Here is a 20,918-nt window from a genome sequence, read left to right as displayed (position 1 = left end):
AATTTGTAACGCTTATCCAATTACCATCCCATTGCTGTATCATCTCCGCGTGGATCTGCGCCACCCTGATAACCTTTGCTTGTGTTTAAAATAGCATCTACCCGGCCGATAGAGGTGCGGGGAGCTAGTTTGTATCCTTTTTCTGTAAGTTTCTGCTGAATAGCATCACTAAACGCACCAGTTTCAGGATTTACTTCATCAGGCAGCCACTGGTGATGAAAACGTTTTGATGTTACGGCTTCCTGCATTGACTGCCCAAATTCGATCACGTTAAGTATAGTCTGAAATACAGAAGTAATGATAGTTGAGCCGCCGGGAGTACCAACCACCATAAATAATTTTCCCTTATCTTCTATAATTGTCGGAGTCATTGAACTCAACATACGTTTTCCTGGAGCAATAGAGTTTGCTTCACCACCTACTAATCCATACTTATTAGGACTTCCTGGCTTCACTGAAAAATCGTCCATTTCATTATTCAAAATGAAACCTGCACCCTGAACAACAACCATAGCTCCATAAGCACTATTTAAGGTGGTAGTTATAGAAACAGCATTACCGTCTTTATCTACTATAGAGTAATGAGTAGTTTCTTCGCTTTCTTTCGGAGCCAGCTTACCTGCAGAAATTTCAGAGCTAGGAGTTGCACGGTTCCAGTCAAGGTCGCTCATTCTTTGCCGCTGGTATTGCGGATCAAGAAGCTGCTTCTGAGGAACCTTATAAAAGTCCGGATCCCCCAAATGCGTTGCCCGATCGGCATACACCCTGCGTTCTGCTTCAACGATCAAACGAATGGTAGAATCCTGGTTGTGTCCCCATTTTTTCATAGGAAAGGGTTCAACAGAATGTAATAACTGTACTAGAGCGATACCGCCGCTGGACGATGGCGGCATGGTGATTATTTTGTAGTTCTTGTAATTACCCGTGATTGGTGTTCTCCATTTTGAATCATAATCTGCCAGGTCTTTTTTGCTGATTATCCCCTCTCCGCGGTTCATTTCTTTGACCATATAATCTGCAACCTCTCCATCGTAGAAGCCTGCGCGACCTTTATCACGAATGAGCTCGAAAGTATGTGCCAGTTCCTTTTGAATTAACAGGTCGCCTTCTTTCCATTGTCCATCTTGTTTAACAAATGCCACGCCCGCCGGGTTGTATCTAAGGAAAGTCGCCTTAATTCGGTTAAGCTCCCCGGATTGCTTTTTTGTAATAGGAAATCCTTTTGCTGCAAGATCAACGGAAGGCTGAACAACTTCTTTCCAGTTAAGCTTTCCGTATTTTTTGTGAGCCTTTACCATACCGTCCACAGTACCCGGTACACCTGCAGCCATGTGACCTAACAGACTTTTTTTGATGATAGGATTACCTGTAGAATCGAGGTACATATCTCTGCTGGCCAAACCTGGAGCCTTTTCACGGTAATCCAAAGAAGCGATTTCTCCCTTGGCACTACGATAGACCATAAAGCCGCCACCGCCTATATTGCCAGCGTTGGGATAGACCACGGCTAACGCAAACTGAACAGCTACTGCAGCATCAATAGCGTTGCCTCCCTTTTTCAATATTTCGAGTCCAACCTTCGACGCTTCCGGATGAGCCGAAACGACCATCCCCTTCTTATAATATTCCTGTTGATTAACTTGCTGTGCCGATGTCAACTGAACGAACAGAAAAATCGAAGCAATAGAAGTATAGATATATTTCATTGATTGGTATTGTGTTGGTTAATGGATTGTGTTATGTGTTTATTATTAAATTCTTATTGAGCACCTGCCAATGGCTTACGAGGAAGCTTTTGATCCAACTGAGCTGTGTTATACACAAAAGCTGCTATGACCGTAGCTGCTTGTTTCAGGTCAGCCTCATTCAACCTTTCGTAATTATCCTGGTTGCTATGATGGGTCCTGGTGAAATACTCCAATTTGTCTTGTATAAATTGGAATCCAGGAATTCCAACCGCGTCGAAAGAAATATGGTCCGTTGAGCCGGTATTTCTATTCGGAACCGCTGTGGCTCCAAGGTCATGAAACGGTTTAAGCCATTCCTGAAAAATAGGTTTTACTGCCAGGTTGTTCTGCAGGTATATTCCTCTCACTTTACCAGCCCCATTGTCGAGGTTGTAATAAGCTGAAATATTTTTCTGTTCAGGTTTTAGCTTCATTGTGGCTGCATCTCCGTAGTGCTTAGCCACATAACCTTTCGAGCCCCACAGTCCCTGCTCTTCGGAAGTCCACAAAGCAAGCCGTATAGTCCGGCGGGGGTTCAAATTAAGCGCCTTGATGATACGAATTGCTTCCATCATCACCGCACAGCCAGAAGCATTGTCTGTTGCGCCGGTGGCGCCATGCCACGAATCAAGATGGGCACCCAACATAACCACTTCATTTTTGAACTTTTTATCTGTTCCTGGAATTTCGGCTATAACATTATATCCTTTAGGATCTTCTTTGTAGAACGTTGTTCTAATGTCTGCTTCCAGTTCGACTTTAGTTTGCGCCTTTAGCAGGCGAACGATACGAAGGTAATTTTCAGCAGACATTTCCAATTCTGCAACCGTAGGTTTTGCATCCATTTCATACGATGCACTGGCGGCATTAAACACCGTACCATGCTTACCACGTGCTAAAGTTAATATGAGCGCTGCATTCTGCTCAAAAAGCAGCTCACCTACGCGGGCCCGAAGGGCTTTAATACGAGCCGTAACAGCCGGACTGATTTTTTTTAATACAGGTAAGGATTCAATGCCAGCCAACTCCTCATCGGTAAAGCGTGTAGCATCCGATTTAAATGTAGTGGCAATGGTATCTTTCGTATCGAAGATCACTATTTTGCCGGTTAATTTGCCGGCCAGACGTTTAATTTCGGTAGTGTCGTATTTTACCAGGACTACTTCTGAACAGATCTCCCCTTTTGTACTGCCAGTCCAGGCTCTTGGGGTTGCAATGAGAGGCTGGTAATAAGGAGCCTTCATCGCTACATAGCATCTCTGAATATCCCAGCCTTGTCCGAACTCTCCCCATAGCTCGAGGTTGACGTTTTGTAGTCCCCAGCTTTTTAAGGTGTTTACTGCCCATTGTTCTGAGCGCCTTGCACCTGGAGAATTAGCTAAACGGGGGCCGTTAACATCGGTAAGATAGAAGGCGTGTTCCATTACCTTTGAGCGCTCCAATCCTTCCTGACGGATTTTAGCGATAATGGCGGGGTCAGGTGTTTGCTGAGCAAATGCGCCGGTAAAGGTGATGGCTGAGATGGAAAGCCGTAAAAATATCTTTTTCATGTGTGTTTGTGGATTTATTACTTCTGCAGATTCATTCCATAATGGAGTTTGAAATAGTTGATAGTTGCACGGGCGATTGCACCACCAGCTGTTGCATGTTTAACTGGATCTCTTTCATTTTTATAAGAAGTTTCCAACTGAATTGCAGAGACATTACCGCCACGTAAAGAGCCATAAGCGAGCGTACAATACCCACCATTGAAGTAATCATCACTGCCAGGCCATTGATTCCCAGGTTGATCGCTAGGTACAGCCGGATGTTTTTCATCCCATAACAAAGCGCCGAATGAAGATGCGCCACGTATGAGTTCCGAAAACTTGACAAGAGATCCTTTTCCAACAGCAAATATACTGGACTTTCCAGCCTTCAAATCCAGGTAAAAATTTGATAGCGAATCATTTAAGTCAGCTGGAGTTAAGAGATAGCCAACCTCGATTCTATCTTTTGGATGCCCATGTCCATGAATATCGAGATATAAGCCTTTGCCAACATTGTCTGTCACAATCTGACGGGCAATTTTCAAAAAATTCTGATAACCATCCCATGCATCTAGCGCGTCAGGGTGCTTAACAAAGGCTTCATCACGCGACCTGTTTGGGTCCATTTTTTTTCTTGATAACACATTGACAATAATATGTGGCCTCATTCCTGTCCTTGCTTCCAGAGTATCCGCAATTCTTTCAACCAAAGGAGTTGTATGAGTATCCCTAGCGTCTTCTGCAGTTGGATGATCCCTACCTCCAATGGAATCTGGAGCAAGAGTACCATCATGTGGAGACGATAGGATAATAGGTGAATTCAAATCGCCCACCCGAAACTCAACATAATTCACCGGTAGATTCTGCTCTGGAAAATCTAGGGGAAAATGAATGGTGCTGCCTTTCTTATAGATGGATTTGTCATATTCTATGATTTCCAACTCTGGGTCCCGGATATCAAATTCGTTTCCTATATTCTTTTTGCAGGAATAGGCGACGACGGCAAGCAAAACGAGACTAAAGAAGAAGTTATACTTTCTAACCATTGTATTTATTTTCGATATTTTATCTTCGGTTTAATATTCAATTTTCACTGGAATTCTTAATCCGTATTCTGTATGATCAAAGGATTTGCATTAATCTCTCTTCTCGGAATCCGCCAGGTCCACATCGGACTAGCCGCAGCAACCCCACGCCAATTTACCAAATCAGGTATAGCGCCTGATGCTGCGTACCTCGACAGATCACTATAAGTACGCTTCAAATCAAGAAAACGGAAACCTTCTCCCCAGAGTTCAATCCTCCTCTGAAGCATAATTGCAGCCAGGGTTGTAGATTTGACGCTCTGCCCATATTCTGGATCCCGGTTTGCAGCCAGAGGCAATAAAGCCTGATAGGCGTCCCTAAGAGATCCTCCACGAGCCTTTGCTTCTGCCTCAATTAGATACATCTCTGCAACCCTCATGTACGGAATATCTCCAACACTTACAGCCGGGTCCTTAACCAAGAACTTACGATGCATTTTGGGTACTCTTAATTGTGAGTCGTCAGGCAAGCCAGTCGCCACATTGATAACTCCAGGAAAATCTTTAGCAGTAGCTTCTTCGCCGTCCCACCATAGCTTCCGACGAATATCAGATTGAGAGATCCCGTCATACAATGCATAATTTATAAATTTAGGATTAGAACGGGTATGAACGGAGTTATAGTTAGCCGACATATAGGCATAAAAAGAACCATAAGTCGGTAGCTGATCTGCAAGCTGGTTGGCGCCCCACATCCATTCTATATTATCTATATCGTTAAAACCCTTGAGATAGTCTGCATTTGACATCAAAGACAAACCTTCTCTGGCCTCCTTTGCATATTTCGCCGCAGTAGCCCAATCCCACATGGTTAACGCTACCCTCGCCTTGATACCTTTGGCAACATTGATGTTGATATGTGTTTTATTTATAGGCGCCGGAGCGTCCGCTAAGTTCTCTATAGCAGCATCGATGTCTTTATTAACCTGGGCATATACCTGGTCGACCGTTGCACGTGGTTGAGGTGTTAGGGTAAACTCCGTTTGAATCGGCACGCCCCATTGAGGATTTAAACCAGGATAATAACGGGCCGAGTATAATTGTACCAACATAAAGTGAGAGAAAGCCCGAATGGCCAGGCATTCACCAATAACCATCTTCTTCTGGTCGTCGGTCGCGTCTACTTTATCAACCGCAGCTAGTATCATATTGGCATTGGCGATAAGTCTGTAGTAAAATCTCCAGACAAAATAGGTAAGGTCAGTTGCTTCGCTCCGGTGATCAATCCAACGGTAAGCACCCCGGAAGTATGTAGTCCCGATTGCGGAATGAACCACATCGTCACCCATAAAATCCATGTTTATCATAACTGCCGGATGCCCATCCTGCTCCTGATCAGAATATTGCATATACATACCCCTGTAAATACCGTTAAGAGCAGTGTTTATACCCTTAATTGTACTTAACTGCTCATCTATCGATGTAGCATTAGAAGGAGCGGTATCTAAATAGTCTTTCTTGCATGATGAAAAGATCACCAACACAAATGAAAAAGCACAAATAATATATTTATAACTATTCATAATATTAAAGCGTAAAGTTGATACCAAGGCTGATTACTCTGGCAGGTGCATAAGTGTAGGAAGAAGTACCTGTATAAGTCTGAGTCGGGTCTAGTCCTTTCCTTTTGGAGGTAATGAATAAGTTTTCCCCACTTACATAGGCCTTAGCCGTAGGAATACTATACCGTTTTAAGAACTTCTTGGGTAGATTGTAAGTTAATGAAGCTGTCCTGAAATTCAAATACGATGCATCAATCAGGAACCGGTCGCTATCAAAAACACTGCTTCCTTGTTCCAGTCTTGGTACATCTGTAATATCACCAGGCTGTTGCCATCGAGTTAACACGTCCCTGTGCATAGCTCTTCCAAGAGTTCCCCGGGTCATCAGGGTCTGGTAATCATCATCATAAACCAGACCACCAACCTGGTAAATAAACATCAGTTGCAATGACAAATTTTTATAACTGAATGTATTATTTACACTTCCGAAGAAATCAGGAATAGCACTACCTGCATAACGAAAACGGGCATTTGAAGAGCTCGATGTAAGAACTTCTCCTGTAGAAGATATTACCGGACTCACCCATTGGTCTGTAGTAGTAAACAGATCTGCTCCTGTTTGGGAATCAACTCCTCTCCAGTCACGTAACCAAAATTCATATATTGAACGGCCCTCGGCATATCGCCTTTTACCGCTTATATACCCTTTATAGGAATCAGGCAGAGAAACGATTCTATTTGCGGTGCTTGTCCAGTTGATAGAAGATGTCCATCCAAGATTCTTTTTCTTTATGATTTGACCTGTTAATTGTATTTCCAGCCCTTCGTTAAGCATGCTACCGAAGTTATCATTACGGGTAGTAAGCCCTGTGCTTAATGGAAGAGCTATATCAAATAAGAGATTTTGTGACTGCCGACGGAAATACTCTACAGACCCACTGATCCTGCTTTTGAGTATCCCAAAATCAAGGGCTACATCCATGTTCACATTTGTCTCCCACTGTAAGGAATCCACCTGTACAGAAGTAAGTAAAGCACCTGGCTCAGTACCATTATTATAGCCCAGAGTATATAAACCCTGGTACGCAAAATAATCACCAACGTTATCGTTTCCGACCTCACCATATGAAGCCCGTAATTTAAGCAAATCCACAACCGGTAACTTAAAGAACGACTCTTTATCAATATTCCAGGCACCGCTCACAGACCAGAAATTCCCCCAACGGTTCTCTTTCGCAAATTTGGAGGAACCGTCTCTTCTAAAAGAGGCGGATGCAACATACTTGCCCATGTATGAATAATCTATTTTTGATAAATAACCTTCTGTCCTGTAATCCCTGTCATTCCCCCCGTATCCGGTTCCAATTGCATAGGTTGACAAAGCATTTGTTCCACTGGTTGCTTCTGACGTGGCAGAAGCACGCAAATCTTCAAAATAGTTCATGTAGCTTTCATGCCCTAAAAGTGCTTTAAAACTATGATCTCCGATTTTTTTAGAGTAGTTCAAAAGTTGATTGAAATTTAGAAAAGCATACAATCTATTAGTCAAAGACGCTCTGCCCCGCCCAAGAGCATCACCAATAAAACTATTATCAATAACGTCCGATCGATAATTACTTAGCGTTGTGCTAAAGTTTGTACTGAACTTAAAATCTTTTAAAAACTTAACATCCACATTTGAATTTGCGATCATCACATTACGGCGGATATTGTTGATATTATATGTTGTTTCCGCCAGAATATTTCTACCTGTCATTAATGGCCGGTAATCTCCGGCATCATACTGCCTCATTCCGTTCTCGTCTAGTAAATAAGCACCGGTAAAAGGATCATGGCGATAGACAGGATAAATAGGTGCCATTAAAAGATCAACATAGAAGGGATTCTCGTTTATTCCACTGTTTTCATTTGCCCGGCCAGACTCTGAGAATGTACCCGTAATACTTAAGCCTGTTGATAACCAAGGTCTGGGTTGAGAATTTAACTTAACGCGGCCTGAATATCTTTTAAAGTCGGACCCTATGGAAAAACCTTGCTCATCAAGATAAGATAGCGAGAAGTAGTAATCGTTCTTTACATTTCCACCGCTAAAACTCAAAGACAGATCTGATCTTAGACCCGTACGCTGCATCGCATCTCTAAGACTCAGATCATTAGGGTAAAGCAAACGAGCGTCAGGGTTAATCGTACCATTAGGTAATACAATTTCATTATCTGCAACATTGAAAGGATTCCACCCTAGTAAGCCTTTAACATTATTGCTAGCTGCAAGATTAATTGAATCGATTTTCGCAGCATACCCTGAGCCATAATCGCTAATATATCCATTCCTAATACTTTCCCAGATCAGGGGGTAATATTCGTAGGCGTTAACCCTTTCATAGTTTGGCAGGGAGCGCTCTGATACGGCCTGAGTTAATTTCGCTGAAATAGTGTTCTTATCTTTTCTTCCTTTTTTAGTGGTGATCATCACCACACCATTTGCAGCTCTTGCTCCGTATAGAGCAGTAGATGCGGCATCCTTTAACAGGTTTATGCTTTCTATATCCTCAGGATTAATATCACTAATATCACCTTCATAAGGTGCGCCATCTAAGATGTATAAGGGATCATTACTATTAGTGATAGAGCTAAACCCTCTGATTCTAATAGCAGGTCCCTCTCCCGGTTGACCACTTCCGGCTGAAGTTTGTACCCCGGGGGCTGCTCCAACAATTGCGGAGTTTAGGTTACTGATAGGCCTTTGTTCAATATCTTTAGCAGTGATCTCCGTAACTGCACCTGTAAGCTCACGTTTCGTGGAAGTTCCAAAGGCAATTACCACTTCTTTCAGCTGTTTACTTTCAACGGATAAGCGAATCGTATACTTACTATCAGAAGTAATGGAAACTTCCTTTGCAGCATATCCGATATAATTTAACTGCAGCACAAGATCTGTCGACTTGATAACAAGTGAAAAGTTACCCTGTACATTAGTTACGGCACCAACAGCATTACCCTTAACCCTCACCGATACTCCTGGTAAAGGTGTTCCATCTTCTGCATCCAATACTGTTCCGGTTATTGTACGATTTTGAACTTCTGATGATACCGGATACTGGCTCTCTTTTGCTTTAACGATAATAATCTTATCCTTAACCGTATAAGTGAAGGGCTGTGCTTTAAATAACTCCTGCAGGGCCTTTTCAAGATTGACATTTTTAAGGTCGATCTGCACAGGTTTCGCATTTGACACAAGTTCATCGTTATAGATAAAAAAGTAACCTGTTTGAGCCCTCAGCTCCACAAAAGCCTGTTTTAAACTCATGCTTCGACCTGAGATGCTTACATTCTGACCGAGCGAAATTGCGCTTACATGCAAATTAACAACTAAAAGAATAATGGTAACGAGCTTCATTATCAAAAAGACTTTTTTCGCAGTTTTACTATTAAAAACTTTGAGGGGTTGTGATATTGAAAGAATTCCACAATGTATTTTATCTTTCATACATTTGTATAATGAGGTTTTAGACAATGACTTAAATTAATTGAATCCTGAAGCCTATTTTTACCTTTCCCGGCCGCAATCCGGGAAAGGCTTTTTTTGAGCTTTCTATAATATTGAGCGTGTTCTCCTGATGAGGCCCTTTGTTTATTCGACTATTTCCCTGAACATATGATTGTTTTCCCCTGAATTTTGAACTGAACACCTCCTGTAGATTCCAAAACATTTAAAACTTTTGAAATTGATACATCCCTTGGAATTACCCCAGTAAAAGATAGCGAAGGCTTGGATCCCTGATAAATCACATCAACATCATACCATCGCTGAACATTCCTCATAATATCCTCTATACCGGTATTATTGAAAACGAACAACCCGTTATGCCATGAAAGAACATGCTCAGTATCTGCTTTCACCAATTCAAAACCCTCAGTTTGCTGTGAATATCTGGCCTGCTGGCCCGGTTTAAGAACATTATTAGAGCCATCTCTCGAAAAACTCACCGAACCTTCTATCAAGGTGGTTTCTGCATACTTTTCGTCCGGATACATCATAACATTGAAATGAGTACCCAATACTTTGATCTCCGCATCTCCAGCCTGGACAATGAAAGGCTTTTGCTTATTCTTCGCAATTTCAAAGTAAGCTTCACCCGTTAACATCACACGTCTTTCCTTTCCAATGAAAGCAGTGGGAAACTTCAATGATGAGGATGAGTTTAACCAGATATTACTGCCATCCGGCAAGGCTACCTGATATTTACCGCCCCTAGGTGTTCTGATTGAATTATATACAAGGTCTTTATCTGATCCTGTTTCATTGCTGTCAGAATTCTCTACGTTGTAGACAATCTGGCCATCGGCAGTTTTTGTTACTGCTATCCCTGATTGGCGGGCTATTTCTCCGGTATGTGCGTCATCTAATGCAATTTTGGAGCCGTCAGCCAGAATAAGTTCAGCTTTGTTTCCTCCCGGTGCAACATCTTGTTGTTCAGTTACTTTAGCCATTTCGCGAACCTTCAGGGAATTCATTAGAAAAAAGGCACCAAACGAGGCGAATAAGAGAACCGCAGCTGCGATGCTGATCCAAAAACCAAGGCCTTTTTTTCGCTCTTTGTTCGAAGACTCTTTTATGGCGTCAAACATCGAATCCCAGTCAACTTCTCTCTTAGCTTTCTCCTGATGACTCAGAATAAACTTCTCATCCATGAATCTATAGAGATCTGTTTTATTTTCATCTAAGTCAATCAAACTGAAGAGTTCCTGTTGTTCCTCCCAGCTACACGTCCTGTCTGTATATTTTTGTAAAAGGTATCTTAGCCTTTCCTGTTCTGCTGACATATCCTGCGTTTTCGTTAAGGTATATAATATAGACTTTCCAATACGCAATGAGGACCGTAATAAATGAATTTTTTTTTTGCAATTACAACTAGCAGGATGAGCTATGATATGCATGAATGTAAAAAGCGGCATGCAAAGCGAGCTTGAACGCCTTTTGCATGCCGCCTAATCGATAGAGAGTTCTCAAATTAGTTCCTGATGATCTTCTTTGTTATCCTTCCGGAAGGACCAGTTAGCTCAACAAAATAAATACCATTAGCATATGTGGTCAAATTGAAGTCTACATTTGAGTGCTGGATTGTTTTTGAAGTCAATACCCGACCATTAGAATCAAATATTACAGCTTTATCGTATTTAGAATCACCCAGAGCTATAACTATTTTGTCTGAAGTTGGATTAGGATATGCATTAATTTCTGCCGTAAACAACGCAAAATTGATGACCTCAACGCCTTTAACAGTAGCGGTTCCATTTTTATCTATCTGGGTTAAACGATAGTAATTATCACCATTAACAGGAGAATAATCGATATAGCTATAATTTTTAACACCCGTGACCTCTGGTTTCGCTGCTATTTCTGTAACGTAGGTAAATAGGGTTCCGTTGCCACTACGCTCCAGCAAAAAGCGATCATTGTTAGTTTCAGATGCTGTACTCCAGGAAAGTAATGCAGAGGTTGATTGTTTTTTTGACGTAAAGCTGATAAGATCAACAGGCATAGTGGTGGGCAAAGGATCTTGATTCTCATAAGCACCCATATCCACGGGAGCGGAACCATGCTTTCTTGGATTACCAGCAAGATCAGTCGTAATTCCTGTAATATAACTGTCACTCCCTTTATCGATCGCAGGACTCACTGCCCCTTCTGCAACGCTAAGGCGTAAAAAGTTGCTATTTGAAGGGTCAGTACTTATAAAACTGGGGTTCTGCCCAACAATATTGCCATCTGATCCAGAAACACCAGTTTGTTGGGTGAGAGAATTGTTTAAAGTGAGATTAGATGGACTTGCGGCATGAATATCATGATTATCTACTCCACTAACATTCGAGTAAAATATACTGTTGTTAACTTGAACATACGATGATGAATAGCCTAACACAATCGCACCGCCCTGCAACGCTGACGTATTTCCATAAAATGTGGTATTTGTAAATATGGCATTAACCCGGGAAGAAGAGTAAACAGCCCCGCCACCCACTGGATCATCTCCTGCTGTTGTGTTTAAAGATTTATTATTATAAAACACGGCATTTTGTATTACAGGAGTGGATACGTTAGTAGCACTAGACCCGTATATAAAGATTGCACCCCCGTTTGTGACTGCTTCATTATTAGCAAAAATTGCCTTGGTTATTAAAGGACTAGAATTATAAATATACATTCCGCCTGCAGAAGAACCTGATCTATTATTTTCAAAGCTGACATTATTCAGCACCGCTGCAGAACTAGTAGTAAGATATAAACCTCCACCGCTGTTTCCAGCCGAATTGTTAGATACCATAATATTTGTCAGTACAGAAGAACTATTGTACATATAAAGTCCTCCTCCATTTGATAACGAGGGAGAATTAAGACACCTGTTACCCACAACAATCAAATTGCTTATCGTTGGATCGCTATTTCTAATGTATATCCCGCCTCCTGCATATTTGGGAAAAACATTGCCATTATATGTAATGGTATTGGGCGTTATGGTAGAACTAGCATTTCCCCCCGTTATTGTAAAGCCGTCTAACCTTGCTGAGCCCACATCTCCTGAAGATAAAACTACATGATAAGAATCACTTGTAGTAAAAGTTCCAGATTTGTCAAGGTCGCCACTCAACTTTGTAATGTTGGTGACAAAATTCCGTTCTGATAACAAAGCCTCTGATCCGGCAAACCCCCCATAAATTTCAACTCCTTTTTTTAACATAAATGCTTTGTCTCGCGCCCCTGTCCCATCTCCAGCCATGACGGTAGGATAATAGGTTCCAGCAGCAACCCAAACCTGATCTCCTTCAGCAGAAATATTGATCATCGCTTGCAAATCCGCAGAAGCATTTCCCCAATCAAGTCCAGTACCTGCGCCGGAGGCGACCTCCTTAACGTAACGAATTGTTCCTGCTGGAACTGAATAGGAAATTGCTGTGTTCACACAGGCTAAAATAATAAAAGTGAAAATTGATAAAGTAAAGCGTTTTCTCATATTAATCCGTTTTTGTTTTTAATACCTGCAATACTCTATAGACTGCATTATCAAAAACATGGACCGAATTAATTTTTCTTTTACTTAAGGGTAGAAGAACCTTAACATGGACTAGTAAAATTTACTCAAATTATCTAAATAAGGTAAAGAGGCAATATAAAACCGATAGAACTGAGGCTTGTTTTAGACGCACCTTCAAATGCTTTAATACTTCAACAATGATATTTTTGACCCTGCTTCTGGAAAGTCCGGTTGCTAATGCGATTTCCTCATGACTCATATCATCATATCGACTCATGCGAAAAACAGATTGTTTTTGAGCTGAAAGCTTAAGCAACGCATGATTAATTAGCATAATACTTTCTTTTGAATTAAGCAAAAGCTCAGTTTCATTTAAGGCCTCCTGCGAATTCTCCCAGGCGTGCCTCATAGCTTTTTGATTACGAGCCATTTTTGCCAGGTAATCATAACATTTGTTTCGGGCAATTGTGTATATATAATTTCGCGGGTGTTCAATACCGGTTAAGGACTGACGGTTATTCCATAAGATCAGAAAAGTTTCCTGAACAATTTCCTCTGCATCTTCACTGGAATGGATGAAATTATCGACGAAAGTTAATATCGTTTTTTTATAGAGCTCAAATACTCTGCGAAAAGCCACTTCATCCCCTCCTGAAATTTGCTCCAATAATACCTTTTCCTCAAATAAATTATAAATCGCCATCCTTTTCTAAACTAAAATTGCAAGGCTAAACTTGCTATAATCAAAACCCTGAAGCGTTATGAATATCCTCATCTTAATATTCATTTCTTAAAAGTATAGAAAAAACGAAACAAAACAAAAACAATTTAAAAAAAGAAGCGAAATTTTGAAAAAGACAAATAAATTCACACTAATTCGATCAAAAAAATCAAAAAAATAGCCAAATTAATAATAAATCCTCAAAAACCACAAACTAATTTACCCACAAACCCGCCCTTTAACGAAAAAAATCCCACTAATGGGATTTTTTTTTGCAACAATAAAAAAACTGATTATTTATTTAAAAAATTAAGTTTTACTCCCAATTCAATATTTCCATCTGAATACTTTCTTAGACTGGATGAAAAAGGAGATGTATAAGCAATCTGTATTTGATATGCCTTATCATGTGTAAATCCAAGACCAAGAGTGGCATTTCTGGAGCTATGGTACATTCCAAGGAAGTTAAATTTATCCTTTAAAACGGCATTAAGTCCCACGTCTAAGATGTTATCATAGTTTTGAACTCCTCTGTAAATTACCTTAGGTTCAAATTCTGCTACAGAACTTTTCAACTTGTAACTTATCGCTGTAAAAAACTTCGAGGGTGAATATACATTGCCTTCTACTTCGTCATAGTAAAACTGCCTAAGATTTGGTAGAACACCCTGCACTGTGAGATTAGTAAATCTATATGCTATTCCGAAATCACCATCTGCATATGCTTTTTGTTCGTTATATAAAGCCACTTCATTATCGCCTTCGTCACCTATTATATGAGATGAATTTACACCTTCTGTTGTAAGGCCAAATGACACTCCAAAACTAACATGATGCTTATCATTAACGTTTAGATGATAGGCGTAAGTTCCTGCATATCTGTAAATGTCAATTAATCCGTCGCGATCTCCGTTAATAACTAAACCTAACCCCACTTTTCCAGTTCTGTAATCTGCAGAAAGGTTTTTTGAAGCAGGAGTTCCTTCAACCTTCGTTTGTTGCTGCTTATATGCCAGGTTTATATTCAATCCTTTTCCATAGCCTGCATAAGCCGGGTTAGAAAGATATTGATTTTGGTAATACATAGATATCATCGGGCTAACCTGTGCATCCGCATGATGGGCTACCAATGCAGAAATGGTTAACACCAGGGTTTTGAAAATCGATTTTTTATTATACTTCATCGTATCCTTCAAGGGTTGAGATCTAAACATCATCTTAGTTATTTCTTATAATAGTTAAGTAGCCTTTCAAAGGCTTGAGATCAGGACCAAGATTTATCTCATAGTAGTAGGTGCCTGCATTTAAAAGTTGTCCGTTAAATGTTCCATCCCAATCCTGCTGATAAGATTTTTGATTATAAACCACTTTTCCTAACTTATCAAAAATGACCACTTCGTTAATCGGGTATAAGTCCAGATTTTTAACTATCCACTTATCATTTTTTCCGTCACCATTCGGAGTAAGAATATTATGTGGTATGATGTCTGCTGTCTGGAAGCCCATTGTGACACTTGTCGTTTCACTTGTAAGAACTGCTGCGTTTGTTGTTAACGTGTCTACAGCAGTAAAGTAAAAGGTATGCATACCCGGAGCCATAGGAGTAAGAACCCTGTAAGTCCAGGCTGCATTCAATGAATCGGGTATAATATTATCGTCAACAAGTACATCGTCAATGTATAAAGCTACCCTACTGTTGAACTCGGCTCTACCAGTAATCTCGGGTCTGAAGCCATTCAATCGTCCAGCGACTGCCCCAACTATTACAGGAGCCACAGGTATTTCAACAACGTTTTCTATCTCCACAGTTACCTGAGCTCTGTTTGACCGGATAGTCCCATTATAGACTTCGAGCGCTAGATAGTAAACAGGGCGTGTTTCAAAATCGGGCAATGCACTTCCTGAGACAGTAATAACACCGGTAGATTTATCAATGCTAAACATATTATTGGTATTCCCATATAATATTGTCCAGTTTGAAAAAGTACCCGCAACCTGCATTCCTGCTAGAACTTCACCGACCTCAGTACCGGCCACACTGTTTTCCGGAACAGAGAAGATCTGGCCCGACTTGATAACAGGTTGATTTGGAATTACTGGCCTCAAGGATGTGATGTAATCTGCGTTGGTGCCTGGATGACCATTTCCCCAAACCGGAGCGGTAGTTGTACTGTTTCCAACGAAATTAGCTCCAATGCCATTAAAGTCAGCAACACTTTGTGTTGGGCTCAAAGCATACTGGTAACCTGTAGAAGTAGTGTTTCCGTTAAGAATAGAGGATGAGGCAAGTTTTGGCGAAGGCAGAGCATTAAATGCATTAATCCAATCAGTAGATGAGATTCCGTTAGCAAAAAGGTGAATAGCTCCCGAATAGCCATCCACTACCGAAGTAGCTGGCTTAAGAACAACCAGATCGCGATTTTGAAGATTAAACTCTCCAGATAAATAAGTTAAATACTTTGACGAAGTCTTATATAGTAAATTAACATCCAGGCGAAAATCTGAAGGATCATCGTCATAAGCAGGTTCTGTAACTGAAGACGCTACACCCCTCAATACTATTGTTGTACCAGTACGCAGATCGCTCCACAGGTCGTCTTCTGAAAATTTATATTTACCTCCGCCATCATTGAAACTGTACGATGTAGTCGTACCACCGCTTATATCCTTAAAAAAAGCGCCTCGGAGGTCAGTATGATCCTTAATCACCAGCAACTCCACTACATCCTCTTCACCCGAAGCTAAACCACTATTAAAAATCCTGTTAATAGCAACAATAGGTTTTACATCATCTTCTGGTACAACCGGGGGCACAGGCCTTAGCGATGCAATAAACTCAGCATTTTTACCAGTCTGTCCATTGCCCCATTGAGGAGCAGCACTAATTTGATCAGCTACATAGTCAGTTCCGAAGCCAATAAAGTCAAGATAAGTTTCTGAATTATTTACAGGGTATTGATAACCTTGAGTACTGCTAAGCGCCGCCGAAGTCCCAATTTTAGGCTCAGGCAAGGCATCATAGGCATTGCGGTAGCCTGGCAGAACACCAAAGGCAAAAATATGGATACTACCTTCGAACCCATCAGCGCCGCCATTTGAACCTGTCTTCTTTAAAGTTACAAAATCATAGTTCTGGAGATTAAAGGAGCCGGAAATATATGTCAAATACGGTGAAGAGCTTTGATTTAAGATATTGAGATCAAGTTTACGACCTGCGGTGTCAAGATCCGCACCGGCCTGCGTTACCCCGGCTGCGACGGTTCTTAATACAATAGTAGTTCCCTTACGGATATCCTTCCATAAATCGGAATCAGAAAACTGGTACTTGCCACCTGTATCATTGTAAGTCGTCCCCGAAATAGTTCCGCCTGAAATGTCTTTAATATACATCCCGCGCATATCCATATGATCTCTCAGAACCAATAGTTCTACCACATCATTTAATGCAGTCCCACTATTATAAACACGGTTAACAACAACTTCCGGCGTACGCGGAGCAGCCCTCAGCTTTTCTATAAAAGCCCGGTTGTTTCCAGGTTCTCCTAGTCCCCAGGCAGGCCTCCTTGTCTCTGAAGAGCTGTTTACGAATGATCCAATTATATCGTTAGAGGTGTCATCTATACCCATATAATCTAATGGACTGACAGTGGGGCTATTTGCGTATGCAAAGCCACTGTATGAAGTTGTCCCCGTTAGAAGGGTATTTGTTAGCATTTTCGGAAACGTAAATTCGTCAATCGTTGATTTTAACGAAGCATTACTACCATAGCCTGTGAAGAAAAAGTGAATTACGTTGTCGAAACCATTTGGGCTATCACCTCGTTTCAACACCACACCATCTGTACCCTGAAGGTTAAAGTTCCAGGTATTGTTTGTAGTAATTTTCACTAAGTAATCCTCATTTGTTAATGATGTTTGTATTGTGAAATCGCTAGCATCCACATCAAGAGCGGGGGGCGGTGCTGGATCTATAGCCGGGCGAATCAAAACAATTGTAGTTCCGGCTTTCAGATTGCTCCACAAAGCGTTCTGAGAAAATTGATACTGTGCTCCCTCAACGAATGCAGAAGAGCCTGAGCCCATATTATAAAAGTCTTTGATAAAAGCGCCTCTGAGGTCAGTAAAATCTTCAAGCACTAGCAGCTCTACTCCATCACCCTGACCATTAATGCTCCCATTATCTGCAGTACTGGTGTTATTGTAAAGCTTATTAATCACTACTGATTGAGCGCTTAAACCTGAAGCCAATAGAACTGCTCCAACAATTAATAATAACTTTTTCTTCATATTATCATCATTTCAAACCGTACAACTGCTCATTTAAGCTGGATTTGGCCGGATTCAGTAATTAAGACTGATCAAAAAGAATATAGGACCGGATTATTATGAAATTTTGTAAGAAACTCGTGTTATTCACATTCAAATAAATAATACAAGATTTTTCGGTCCGCTGCTCCATATTCCATGTCTATCCTCTAAATCCACAAAGGATTATAATTTATCTCTTAATGTTAAAAAACATGAAGAATCTAAAACTCTCAATTCTATTATTAGTCTTTTTTGTCACCAAAAGCTTCTCCCAGACCTTTGAAACAGGCAAGTCTTACTTCGACGAAGAAAAATGGACCGAGTTCATCGCTGGTGATATCCCACTTGTTCTTAGCGTGCCGCATGGAGGCACCAATCTTCTGCCAGACGTTCCTTTAAGAAGCTGCAAAGGCGCTGTTACGGTAACAGACACACGCACTATCGAACTTGCACGTGAAATACAAAAAGCATTCAAATCCAAATACGGCTTAAGTCCATACATTGTAATTTGCCACTTATCCAGGAAAAATATTGATCAGAACCGCGAGATGGAAACAGCGACCTGCGGCAACATGCTGATGGAAAAGCCCTGGAAGCAATTCCACGACTATATCGACACCGCTCTCGCACAGTCAGTAAAAAAGTATGGTAGTGCTATGTATATTGATCTGCACGGTCATGGACATCCCAATCAAAGACTGGAGCTTGGATACGGCATAAATGGAAATGAACTGCCTGATTTGAGTAGCGACAAAGACCTGTCAGAGCTGGCTAAGAGATCATCTGTAAACAACCTTCTAAGGCTAAATCCGAAGACTGATTTTAAAGACCTAATGATCGGCAAAAATGCATTCGGCACTTTGATCAGCAAAGAAGGCACCCCTGCCATTCCAAGCAAACAAACACCTGAACTTGAAGATGGAGAGAAGTACTTTAACGGTGGCTATAACACCCGAAGATATACTTCTGAGCAGTACCCTGATGTTTTTGGATGGCAAATTGAAAGCAATTACAAGGGCGTGCGCGATCCTGCCGGAAGACCTGTATTTGCCGCAGCCTTCGCTGATGTAATTATGAAGTATTTTAAAGAGAATACAACAATAAAGATTTCCCAGTAAAATAAAGCACTGGATCTCCGTGATCCGGTTTTCCCCATTATTTATTAAAAAACTAAGGCAAAATTGTCATTGGAAGACTATTGCCTATAAAGCCCAAAATCATGACTAATTCTATCATCTGCAATATCCCGGATCTTAGTTATCTGAATATCGAATCTGAAAGCGAAATCCATTATCAGTTAAGCCCGGAAAGCCTTATTCAGCAAAGCCTTGAATTAAACCAGGCTCAACTCAATGATACCGGCGCCCTTGTGGTCAACACCGGAAGATTTACCGGGCGCTCTCCTAAGGATAAATTTATAGTGAATGATATGCTTACAAATGCATCTGTTCACTGGAATGATTTTAATATCCCTATCGAAGCGAAGTATTTTGACTCGCTTTATACAAAGATCACTAAACATCTCAAAGACAAACAGATCTGGGTGAGGGATGCATCGGTATGTGCCGGGCAAAAGAACAAAGTTAATGTAAGAGTAATAAACGACACTCCCTGGGCCAACTTATTCTGCTTCAATATGTTCATACGACCAAAAGAAGAGGAGTTGACCGACTTCAAACCCGAATGGACAATAATACAGGCGCCGTCCTTTAAAGCAGATCCGGAAACGGATGACACCCGGTCTGAAAACTTCTCCATCATTAACTTTTCTAAAAAGATCATCTTGATTGGCGGTACAGCATATACGGGTGAAATGAAGAAAGGCATGTTTACTGTTCTCAACTTTACTCTGCCTTTCGAGAAAAAGATCCTGAGTATGCATTGCAGCGCCAATATGGGAGAAGACGGAACTACCGCACTTTTCTTTGGTCTAAGTGGAACCGGAAAGACTACTTTAAGTGCGGATCCCGATCGTAAATTAATTGGCGATGATGAACATGGCTGGAGCGACGAGAATATTTTCAATTTTGAAGGCGGATGTTATGCCAAATGCATTGACCTAAGCAAAGAAAAGGAACCGCAGATCTTTAATGCTATCAGAAGTGGAGCTCTCGTTGAAAATACCGTCTTTGTAAAAGACAGTGATGAAATTAACTTCGCAAGCAAAGAAATCACAGAAAACACCCGGGTAAGTTATCCCCTGGATTATATTTCTAATGCAATAGAACCATCCATTGGTAATAACCCAAAAAACATTTTCTTCCTTACCTGCGATGCATATGGAGTACTTCCGCCAATTTCAAGATTATCAGCCAGGCAGGCAATGTATCATTTCCTCAGCGGATATACGGCTAAGATCGCCGGAACAGAAGCAGGCATAACAGAACCTGTATCTACCTTCAGCACTTGCTTTGGTGCGCCTTTTTTACCGCTCCACCCTGTAACCTATGCTGAAATGCTTGGTGAAAAAATAGAGAAAAATAAGGTGAAGGTTTGGTTGATCAACACTGGCTGGACTGGTGGAGCCTATGGTACAGGAGAAAGGATAAAGCTAACTTATACCCGGTCTATGATAAAAGCAGTGCTGGAAAACAAGCTTGACAATATTAACTTTTATCCACATCCCATCTTCAAGACGGAGATTCCGGAAGCTTGTCCTGAAGTGCCTGCAATCTTGTTGAACCCTATCAATACCTGGAAGGATAAGGTGGCTTATACAGAAAAAGCCCAAAGCCTGGCGGCTAAATTCATCGCAAACTTTGTCAAATATCAAAGTGTAGGTTATGATGATCTGAGTAAGGATGGACCCGTGGTATAGGGCTAGCTTTACACTATCAGCCGTAATAAGGATTGGCTATTGGATGAATGTTTATGCACACGCGTCGCACGTGCGCCAGCAGAATTGACTGCAGGCGGATGCGTGACGCGTGCTTGAAAGCACCATCAGAGATAATAAAGCCTAGCCGAAGCGGCCCGCAATTAGGCCTAAATTAGAGGCAAGCAAAGCGCAGT

At 41.2% G+C, this 20,918-nt stretch carries 12 protein-coding genes; 2 read left to right on the top strand and 10 right to left on the bottom strand.

Annotation, left to right across the window (positions count from 1 at the left end; translation table 11 throughout):
• Window positions 1–20: 20 nt before the first annotated feature.
• From ggt to J3P37_RS18700, 10 genes are all read right to left on the bottom strand, one after another.
• The gene (ggt, locus tag J3P37_RS18745) at window positions 21–1,706 is read right to left on the bottom strand and encodes a gamma-glutamyltransferase (protein WP_256012893.1); all 1,686 of its coding nucleotides are present in this window, start codon (window positions 1,704–1,706) and stop codon (window positions 21–23) included.
• Between the two features lie 53 nt (window positions 1,707–1,759).
• Window positions 1,760–3,277 carry a M28 family metallopeptidase gene (locus J3P37_RS18740; RefSeq protein ID WP_256012892.1) on the bottom strand — a complete coding sequence of 506 codons (1,518 nt, stop codon included), beginning with the start codon at window positions 3,275–3,277 and terminating at the stop codon, window positions 1,760–1,762.
• A 17-nt stretch (window positions 3,278–3,294) separates the two neighbouring features.
• Window positions 3,295–4,302 carry an N-formylglutamate amidohydrolase gene (locus J3P37_RS18735; protein ID WP_256012891.1) on the bottom strand — a complete coding sequence of 336 codons (1,008 nt, stop codon included), beginning with the start codon at window positions 4,300–4,302 and terminating at the stop codon, window positions 3,295–3,297.
• 56 nt (window positions 4,303–4,358) lie between these two features.
• Window positions 4,359–5,864, bottom strand: a complete 1,506-nt coding sequence (locus tag J3P37_RS18730; RefSeq protein ID WP_256012890.1) for a RagB/SusD family nutrient uptake outer membrane protein — start codon at window positions 5,862–5,864, stop codon at window positions 4,359–4,361.
• Between the two features lie 4 nt (window positions 5,865–5,868).
• Window positions 5,869–9,240 carry a SusC/RagA family TonB-linked outer membrane protein gene (locus J3P37_RS18725; RefSeq protein ID WP_256012889.1) on the bottom strand — a complete coding sequence of 1,124 codons (3,372 nt, stop codon included), beginning with the start codon at window positions 9,238–9,240 and terminating at the stop codon, window positions 5,869–5,871.
• 242 nt (window positions 9,241–9,482) lie between these two features.
• Complete coding sequence (locus J3P37_RS18720) at window positions 9,483–10,667, bottom strand: FecR family protein (RefSeq protein ID WP_256012888.1); 1,185 nt, start codon at window positions 10,665–10,667, stop codon at window positions 9,483–9,485.
• A 188-nt stretch (window positions 10,668–10,855) separates the two neighbouring features.
• Window positions 10,856–12,856 carry a T9SS type A sorting domain-containing protein gene (locus tag J3P37_RS18715; RefSeq protein WP_256012887.1) on the bottom strand — a complete coding sequence of 667 codons (2,001 nt, stop codon included), beginning with the start codon at window positions 12,854–12,856 and terminating at the stop codon, window positions 10,856–10,858.
• A gap of 130 nt (window positions 12,857–12,986) precedes the next feature.
• Entirely contained in the window at window positions 12,987–13,580 is a 594-nt protein-coding gene (locus tag J3P37_RS18710) for an RNA polymerase sigma factor (protein WP_256012886.1), read from the bottom strand.
• Window positions 13,581–13,891: 311 nt separating this feature from the next.
• Entirely contained in the window at window positions 13,892–14,815 is a 924-nt protein-coding gene (locus tag J3P37_RS18705; RefSeq protein WP_256012885.1) for a PorP/SprF family type IX secretion system membrane protein, read from the bottom strand.
• A 1-nt stretch (window position 14,816) separates the two neighbouring features.
• Window positions 14,817–17,885 (bottom strand): T9SS type B sorting domain-containing protein, encoded by a 3,069-nt coding sequence (locus J3P37_RS18700; RefSeq protein ID WP_256012884.1) that lies wholly within the window; start codon window positions 17,883–17,885, stop codon window positions 14,817–14,819.
• Window positions 17,886–18,118: 233 nt separating this feature from the next.
• Between J3P37_RS18700 and J3P37_RS18695 the strand changes: the two genes are divergently transcribed.
• Complete coding sequence (locus J3P37_RS18695; protein ID WP_256012883.1) at window positions 18,119–19,024, top strand: hypothetical protein; 906 nt, start codon at window positions 18,119–18,121, stop codon at window positions 19,022–19,024.
• Between the two features lie 101 nt (window positions 19,025–19,125).
• Window positions 19,126–20,724 (top strand): phosphoenolpyruvate carboxykinase (ATP), encoded by a 1,599-nt coding sequence (gene pckA, locus J3P37_RS18690; protein ID WP_256012882.1) that lies wholly within the window; start codon window positions 19,126–19,128, stop codon window positions 20,722–20,724.
• Window positions 20,725–20,918: the final 194 nt, after the last annotated feature.

The organism is Desertivirga xinjiangensis (genome assembly GCF_024436435.1).
Taxonomy (GTDB): domain Bacteria; phylum Bacteroidota; class Bacteroidia; order Sphingobacteriales; family Sphingobacteriaceae; genus Desertivirga; species Desertivirga xinjiangensis.
Note: the sequence above shows the minus strand (reverse complement) of the source record. Positions and strands in the feature narration are given on the sequence as shown.

Coding starts and splice junctions, on each gene's coding strand:
- J3P37_RS18710 (WP_256012886.1), bottom strand. CDS start 13,580: ATGGCGATTTATAATTTATTTGAGGAAAAGGTATTATTGGAGCAAATT.
- J3P37_RS18715 (WP_256012887.1), bottom strand. CDS start 12,856: ATGAGAAAACGCTTTACTTTATCAATTTTCACTTTTATTATTTTAGCC.
- J3P37_RS18720 (WP_256012888.1), bottom strand. CDS start 10,667: ATGTCAGCAGAACAGGAAAGGCTAAGATACCTTTTACAAAAATATACA.
- pckA (WP_256012882.1), top strand. CDS start 19,126: ATGACTAATTCTATCATCTGCAATATCCCGGATCTTAGTTATCTGAAT.
- ggt (WP_256012893.1), bottom strand. CDS start 1,706: ATGAAATATATCTATACTTCTATTGCTTCGATTTTTCTGTTCGTTCAG.
- J3P37_RS18705 (WP_256012885.1), bottom strand. CDS start 14,815: ATGATGTTTAGATCTCAACCCTTGAAGGATACGATGAAGTATAATAAA.
- J3P37_RS18740 (WP_256012892.1), bottom strand. CDS start 3,277: ATGAAAAAGATATTTTTACGGCTTTCCATCTCAGCCATCACCTTTACC.
- J3P37_RS18700 (WP_256012884.1), bottom strand. CDS start 17,885: ATGAAGAAAAAGTTATTATTAATTGTTGGAGCAGTTCTATTGGCTTCA.
- J3P37_RS18725 (WP_256012889.1), bottom strand. CDS start 9,240: ATGAAGCTCGTTACCATTATTCTTTTAGTTGTTAATTTGCATGTAAGC.
- J3P37_RS18695 (WP_256012883.1), top strand. CDS start 18,119: ATGAAGAATCTAAAACTCTCAATTCTATTATTAGTCTTTTTTGTCACC.
- J3P37_RS18730 (WP_256012890.1), bottom strand. CDS start 5,864: ATGAATAGTTATAAATATATTATTTGTGCTTTTTCATTTGTGTTGGTG.
- J3P37_RS18735 (WP_256012891.1), bottom strand. CDS start 4,302: ATGGTTAGAAAGTATAACTTCTTCTTTAGTCTCGTTTTGCTTGCCGTC.